Source organism: Burkholderia sp., from assembly GCF_018375725.1.
Lineage (GTDB): Bacteria > Pseudomonadota > Gammaproteobacteria > Burkholderiales > Burkholderiaceae > Burkholderia.
In genome coordinates this window covers 1-7,080 of the sequence record NZ_JAHACR010000233.1, presented here as the reverse complement: position 1 = coordinate 7,080, position 7,080 = coordinate 1, and the positions used below count along the sequence as shown (strand labels likewise).

The 7,080-nt window shown below is 66.0% G+C and carries 8 protein-coding genes; 3 read left to right on the top strand and 5 right to left on the bottom strand.

Annotated elements, in window-relative coordinates; translation table 11 throughout:
* Window positions 1–429: glyceraldehyde 3-phosphate dehydrogenase NAD-binding domain-containing protein (locus KH616_RS19260; RefSeq protein WP_292249735.1), on the bottom strand; the 429-nt coding region annotated here is incomplete at its 3' end.
* A gap of 88 nt (window positions 430–517) precedes the next feature.
* Window positions 518–2,539: a transketolase gene (gene tkt, locus KH616_RS19255; RefSeq protein WP_292249734.1), complete on the bottom strand. Its 2,022-nt coding sequence runs from the start codon at window positions 2,537–2,539 to the stop codon at window positions 518–520.
* 259 nt (window positions 2,540–2,798) lie between these two features.
* Here tkt and speE point away from each other — a divergent pair, with 259 nt between their 5' ends.
* The 3 genes from speE (at window position 2,799) to KH616_RS19240 (ending at window position 4,943) form a co-directional block, all read left to right on the top strand.
* A complete protein-coding gene (gene speE / locus KH616_RS19250; protein WP_292249733.1) occupies window positions 2,799–3,656 on the top strand; it encodes a polyamine aminopropyltransferase in 858 nt (285 codons plus the stop codon).
* 106 nt (window positions 3,657–3,762) lie between these two features.
* The gene (locus KH616_RS19245) at window positions 3,763–4,179 is read left to right on the top strand and encodes a VOC family protein (RefSeq protein ID WP_292249732.1); all 417 of its coding nucleotides are present in this window, start codon (window positions 3,763–3,765) and stop codon (window positions 4,177–4,179) included.
* A complete protein-coding gene (locus KH616_RS19240; protein WP_292249731.1) occupies window positions 4,176–4,943 on the top strand; it encodes a 16S rRNA (uracil(1498)-N(3))-methyltransferase in 768 nt (255 codons plus the stop codon). Before KH616_RS19245 ends, KH616_RS19240 begins: the two co-directional genes overlap by 4 nt.
* A gap of 137 nt (window positions 4,944–5,080) precedes the next feature.
* Here KH616_RS19240 and KH616_RS19235 read toward each other — a convergent pair whose 3' ends face one another.
* The 3 genes from KH616_RS19235 to KH616_RS19225 all read right to left on the bottom strand — a co-directional run.
* Window positions 5,081–5,650 carry a barstar family protein gene (locus KH616_RS19235; RefSeq protein WP_292249730.1) on the bottom strand — a complete coding sequence of 190 codons (570 nt, stop codon included), beginning with the start codon at window positions 5,648–5,650 and terminating at the stop codon, window positions 5,081–5,083.
* Window positions 5,651–5,657: 7 nt separating this feature from the next.
* Complete coding sequence (locus KH616_RS19230) at window positions 5,658–6,092, bottom strand: ribonuclease (protein ID WP_292249729.1); 435 nt, start codon at window positions 6,090–6,092, stop codon at window positions 5,658–5,660.
* A 317-nt stretch (window positions 6,093–6,409) separates the two neighbouring features.
* Window positions 6,410–7,080, bottom strand: a 671-nt coding sequence (locus KH616_RS19225) for a phosphate acyltransferase (protein WP_292249728.1), incomplete at its 5' end; no start/stop codon positions are given.

Below are 7,080 nucleotides of genomic sequence, written 5' to 3'. Positions count from 1 at the left end.
CAGCACGTTGTGGTTCACGCCGTAGACGATCGTCGCGTCGACGTCCTTGCCGCCCGGCGCCGAGATGATCACCTTCTTCGCGCCGCCCTTCAGGTGCGCGCTCGCCTTTTCCTTCGTCGTGAAGAAACCGGTGCACTCCATCACGACGTCGACGCCCAGCTCGCCCCACGGCAGTTCGGCCGGGTTGCGGTTCGCCAGCACGCGGATACGGTCGCCGTTGACGACCAGGTAGTCGCCGTCGACCGACACTTCGCCCGGGAACTTGCCGTGCGCGGTGTCGTACTGGGTCAGGTGCGCGTTGGTTTTCGCATCGCCCAGATCGTTGATCGCGACGATCTCGAGATCGTGCTTCTTGCCGTTTTCATAAAACGCGCGCAGCGTGTTGCGGCCGATGCGGCCGTACCCGTTGATGGCAACGCGGATCGTCATGTCTATCTCCTGATGGCTGAAAAAAATTCGTTTCGTGCAGCTTCACGGTGCGGCGCGCGGTGCTGGCACACGCGCGCCGCGCAATGCTTTAGGCGAGGACCGCCTGCGCCGTCTCGACGATCTTGTCGACGGTGAAGCCGAAGTGCTTGAACAGCACGCCGGCCGGCGCCGATTCGCCGAACGTGTCGATCCCGACCACGCCGCCCTCCAGGCCGACGTACTTGTGCCAGAAGCTCGTCACGCCCGCTTCGATCGCGACGCGGCGCACGCCCTGCGGCAGCACGCGCTCGCGGTATTCCGCATCCTGGCGGTCGAACACATTGGTCGACGGCATCGACACGACGCGTGCGGCGATGCCCTGCCGGGCGAGCGGCTCGACGGCCTTCATCGCCAGCTCGACTTCCGAGCCGGTCGCGATCAGGATGATCTTGCGCGCGACGATCTCCTCGTCCCAGTCGCGCAGCACGTAGCCGCCCTTCGCGATGTTCGCGATCTGCGCATCGGTGCGTGGGTTGAACGCGAGGTTCTGGCGGCTGAAGATCAGGCTCGACGGACCCTGGTGCGCGATCGCATACGTCCATGCGACGGCCGTTTCGACCGTGTCGGCCGGACGCCAGACGTCGTGGCCCGGGATCATGCGCAGGCTCGACACCTGTTCGATCGACTGGTGCGTCGGACCGTCTTCGCCGAGGCCGATCGAATCGTGCGTGAACACGAAGATCGACGGCACCTTCATCAGTGCCGCGACGCGCAGCGCATTGCGGCTGTAGTCGGAGAACGTCAGGAACGTGCCGCCGAACGGCTTGTGGCCGCCATGCAGCACGAGGCCGTTGATCGCGGCGCTCATGCCGAATTCACGCACGCCGTAGTTGATGTGGTTGCCCCACTGGATGCCGTCCTTGCCCGCGCGAACCGGCTTCGATGCCTTCCAGTTGGTCAGGTTCGAGCCGGTCAGGTCGGCCGAGCCGCCGAGCAGCTCGGGCAGCGCGGCCGCGAGCCCTTCGATCGCCTGCTGCGACGCCTTGCGGGTCGCGACGGTCTCGGCGCGCTCGTTCGCGCCGGCGACGATCGCCGCCGCCTTGTCCGCCCAGTCGGCCGGCAGCTTGCCCGCCATGCGGCGTTCGAACTCGGCGGCTTCCTGCGGATACTTCGCGCGGTATTGCGCGAACACGGCGTTCCAGTCGGATTCGCGGCGCTCGCCGGCTTGCTTCGCATCCCATGCCGCGTAGACTTCCGGCGGAATCACGAACGGCTCCCACGTCCAGCCGAGCGCTTCGCGCGTCTTCGCGATTTCCTCCGCGCCGAGCGGTGCGCCGTGCACGTCGTGGCCGCCGGCCTTCGTCGCCGCACCCTCGCCGATACGCGTCTTGCAGCAGATCAGCGTCGGCTTGTCCGACAGCTTCGCCTGCTCGATCGCCGCATCGACGGCGTCGACGTCATGGCCGTTCACGTTCGGGATCACGTTCCAGCCATAGGCTTCGAAGCGCTTCGGCGTGTCGTCGTTGAACCAGTTGACCACGTCGCCGTCGATCGAGATGCCGTTGTCGTCGTAGAGCGCGATCAGCTTGTTCAGCTTCAGCGTGCCCGCAAGCGAGCAGGCTTCGTGCGAGATGCCTTCCATCAGGCAGCCATCGCCGAGGAACACATACGTGTAGTGATCGACGATCTTCGCGTCGTCGCGGTTGAACTCGGCGGCCATCAGTGCCTCGCCGAGCGCCATGCCGACCGCGTTGCCGAGACCCTGGCCGAGCGGGCCCGTCGTCGTCTCGACGCCCGGCGTGATGCCGTATTCCGGGTGGCCCGGCGTCTTCGAGTGCAGCTGGCGGAAGTTCTTCAGCTCGCCGATCGGCAGGTCGTAGCCGGTCAGGTGCAGCAGCGCGTACAGCAGCATCGAGCCGTGGCCGTTCGACAGCACGAAGCGGTCGCGATCCGCCCACTGCGGATTCGCCGGGTTGTGCTTGAGGTGGCGCGACCAGAGCGCAACGCCGATTTCGGCCATGCCCATCGGCATGCCGGGGTGGCCGGAGTTCGCTTGCTGAACGGCATCCATGGCGAGCGCGCGGATCGCGTTGGCCATCAGGGTGGTGGAGGCGGGAGACGAAGTCGTCATGTCGAGTCCGGAGAACGAGTCGAAAAAACGGGGCACGTGCGTATCCGGAAGCTCTCGGGACAGCCGCGCCCGGCGCGCAATGCGGCGCCTGACGGACGCGAAGCGGACGGAGCCAACGGACGAGGCTGCAAAGCTCGGCATTTTAACAGATGGCCCGGCATTTCCCTTGCCGACAGACAGTGTTCCGGCACGGTTTTCCACCGAACTTCGCGCCCTCTATAATTCAAAAGTTGGAACTGCCCGCCCGCGTGGCCCGCCCGTGAGCACGATGCTTCTCTTTCACCCGACCCCCGATGCCGCGTACGGCTTTCCGCATGCGCGGCGGCTTGCGCACGTCGCCTCGCCGCATCAGCAGATCGAAGTCTGGGACACGCCGCAGCTCGGCCGCCTGTTCACGCTCGACGGCCGACCGATGACGTCCGTTGGCGACGAGTACATCTATCACGAGTGCATGACGCACCCGGCCGCGCTCGCGCATCCGTCGCCGCGCAAGGTGCTCGTGCTCGGCGGCGGCGACGGCGGCGCCGCACGCCAGCTGCTCAAGCACGCGTGCATCGAGCGCATCGTGGTCGCGGAACTGGACGACCAGGTCGTCGGCATGGCGCGCCGCTATCTCGACGACGTCCACCAGGGCGCGCTCGACGATCCGCGCGTCGAGGTCGTGATCGGCGACGCCGCGCATTTCGTCGATTCGACCGTCGAGCATTTCGATCTCGTCGTGTTCGACCTCACGCCGCCGGACTCGCCGGCCGCCGGGCTCTATACGCGAGACTTCTACCGGCACCTGAAACGCATCCTCACGCCATGCGGCGCGATCACGATGCATCTCGGCTCGCCGGTATTCCATGCGCAACGCGTCGCCGCACTGCTCGCCGACCTGCGCGCAAGCTTCGCGGTCGTCGATCCGCTGTCCGCGCATGTGCCGCTCTACGGTTCGGTCTGGCTGATGGCCATCGCGAGCGACACGCTCGACGCCGCCGCGCTGTTCGCGCATGACATCGAAGCACGTCTCGCCGATCGCGGCATCGAAGGATTGCGCTACTACGACGCGCGGCTGCATCCGGCACTCTTTGCCCTGCCGCGCGCGCTGCGCGATACACTGGGCGCTCGCCGTTAAGCACCACCATGCTGTCGCGCTGTTGCGCATGCCTCCCGGCAGCGTTGCGCGGGCTTGGGATCAGAACAGGCGCCGACGCGCCAACGCTGTACGACAGGAGATTTTCATGACCGATCCACGTCCGGCCGACGTGCCTTGGTTGACGCCTTATCTGGCCGTGCGCCACGCGCATGCATCAATCGATTTCTTCAGGACCGCCTTCGGCTTCGAGTTGCGTGACGTGCACGACGAAGACGGCGCGATCATGCACGTCGAAATGGTCTATCGCGGCCAGCTGATCGTGATGTTCGCCCCCGAGGGCGCATTCGGCTCGACCGCGCGCACGCCGAAAAGCGCCGGCGCGACTGCGCCGCAATCGTTCTATCTGTACGTCGATGATGTCGACGCCACCTGGCGGCGCGCGCTCGACGCCGGCGCGAAATCGCTGAGCGCGCCGCAAAACCAGTTCTGGGGCGATCGCTTCGCGCAGATCGAGGATCTCGACGGTTACCGCTGGGCGCTCGCGTGCCGTCTCGACACATGAGCGAAGCCACAACGACCGCGGCCGTGCCGCGCTTTTTCGTCGATGCCCCGCTGCGCGCGGACGGCATCGTCACGTTGCCGCCCGACGTCACGCGTCATGTGCAGGTGTTGCGGCTGCAGAGCGGCGACGCGCTTGCGCTGTTCGACGGCACGGGCGGCCAATACCGCGCACGCCTCACCGAGATCGACAAGCGCACCGCGATCGCGCAGGTCGACGCGTTCGAGCCGACCGAGACGGAGCCGCCTTACCGCGTGACGCTCGCACAAGGCATCGCAGGCGGCGACAAGATGGACTGGGTGATCGAGAAGGCCGTCGAGCTCGGCGTCGCGGCGATCGCACCGCTGTCGACCGCGCGCGGCGTCGTGCGGCTGTCGGGCGAGCGCGCGGAAAAGCGGGTCGCGCACTGGCGCGGCATCGTGCGCGCGTCGTGCGAACAGTGCGGGCGCAACCGTGTACCGGAAGTCGGGCCGGTGCGCCACTTTGACGCATGGCTCGACACGCTGCCCGACACGCCGGCCAACGGCGAATTGCGCCTGTTGCTGTCGCCGCGCGCCAGCATCCCGTTCGCGGCACTGCCGGACGCGCCGCCCGCCGCGCCGGTCACGCTGCTGATCGGTCCGGAAGGCGGCCTTTCGCCCGCGGAAGAAGACGCCGCGCGCGCGCGCGGCTTCACCGCAGTGTCGCTCGGGCCGCGCGTGCTGCGCACCGAAACGGCCGGCGCGGCAGTACTCGCCGCGCTCGCGGCGCGCTGGGGCGGATGGTGAGCATCGCTGCCCGATCGTCGGGCAGCGCGTCGAGGCCCGCGCCTGCCGCTCCCCGGAACGGCTGACGGGTGCGATTCCCGCACGCGCAAAAAAACCCGCTCGAAAGCGGGTTTCTCAGCGTGCGGAGCGCCGCGGGCTTATGCGAACGAGTAGAACACCCTGAACGCGACCTTGCGCTCGGCCCAGAACTCGGCGGCCTCGCGGAACACGTCGAGCAGCGTCTCGCGGCCTTCCTTGTCGAATTTCTGCGCAATCGGCAGCCCCTCCAGCACGATCACGAAGCCGGGCTGAGGGCCCGCCTTGTGGACGAGATCGGTCAGGCAGTCGTACAGCGCATCGTAATTCTTGCCGAAGTGCTTCGGAAACAGGAACGACGTTGCGATCGTCTCCAGCACTTCCTGTTTCGACTGCGCGGCGCCGCAATACGCATACAGGAAATGCTGACCGAGCCGGTGGGCTTCGTCGGCGAGATCCTGCACGCGGAACGCGCGGATCGACTGCACGAGGTTCGGTCGCACGTTCGTAAAAATGCTCATAGGCTCCTCGTTCGATGAAAGCTCCGGGGCATCCTGCGCGGCCGCGTCGCCGGACTGCGCCGCCGTGCGCATCTGCATGACACGCTGAAACAGGTTGCCGTCGCCGGCCGCGAACAGATCCGCCGCCGCCGACGTATCGTGCGCGTAGATGGAGTCGTTCATGCCGTTCATCCCGAAGTCATTCAACTATGCGTTTAAAACTGTTGTAGTGGTCGTCGGTGTAATAGCAGTTGTCGATCCGGCGCGGCGGTCCGCCGCAGACGATCCGGCGCGCGCCGCGATTGCGCGCGCGCGGGGTCGGTACCGTGTACTCGTGGTAGTAGCCGCGCCTCGCCTTCGGCAGGTTTCTTTCGAAGTTGCCGAACACGACGCCGTCTTTCTCGTACGGATATGGACCGCCAGCTGAGATCAGGCCAAGCGTGGCCACAGCCTCGCGCGGAAGCCGGGCGACCGGAACCGTGTCGATCCCGTCGACGGCGGCCAGGTCGGCCGTGACGGCTTGCCGTGCGTAGGCGGCGGAAACCAGACTGCCCGTCGGCGTGCCGACGATACCCATCGCGAACATCGCGAAGACGGACGCGAGCGCGCCGTTGCGGAGCCACTTGCGTGCCATAAAACGGGTTCCCGCTGTTAAATCAAGTAGTTGACGACCAACGAAAGCATAAGCGTAGCGCTATTGTCCGCGCGAATCAATGTTCGTTCGGGAATTGAAAGCCGAGCACAGCGTCGAATCGAGAATTTTTTAACCCGAATTCGCCTTTTTTATCTTGCATAAGATAAAATGCGGACGGCATCTCACCAGGCAAGATTCTGCCTCCTTGTCGCGCGCCCAACCGGGTGTGGAGAGATGCTGCTGTTGATTACGGGATGCGTGTTCACGCCATGCCCGACGGCGTGCCCATTGCGGGCACGCCGTTTTTTTGTGCGTCGTTACGACTGCGCCTGACGCGCCGCGTTCACGTCGGCCACCAGCAGCGCCGCCATGTTGACGATCCGGCGCACCGTCGCCGATTCGGTCAGCACATGCACCGGCTTCGCCGCGCCGAGCAGGATCGGTCCGATCGCGATATTGTTGCCCGCCGCCGTCTTCAGCAGGTTGTAGGCGATATTCGCCGCATCGATGTTCGGCAGGACCAGCAGGTTCGCCTCACCTTCCAGCGTCGACTCCGGCAGGATTTCCTTGCGAAGCGCGGCATCCAGCGCGACGTCGCCATGCATCTCGCCGTCGACCTGCAGTTCCGGCGCGCGCTCCTTCAGGATCGCGAGCGTATCCCGCATCTTCTGCGCCGAAGGCGCGTTGCTCGTGCCGAAGTTCGAGTGCGACAGCAGCGCGACCTTCGGCTCGATGCCGAAGCGGCGCACCTCTTCCGCAGCCATGATCGTGATCTCGGCCAGCTGTTCCGGGGTCGGATCGACGTTCACATGCGTGTCGACGAGGAAGATCTGACGGCCCGGCAGCACGAGGCCGTTCATCGCCGCGTAGACGCTGCAGCCTTCGCGCTTGCCGATCACCTGGTCGATGAAGTGGATGTGGCGATGCGTGGTGCTGATCGTTCCGCAGATCATGCCGTCCGCCTCGCCCTTCCTGACCAGCATCGCGC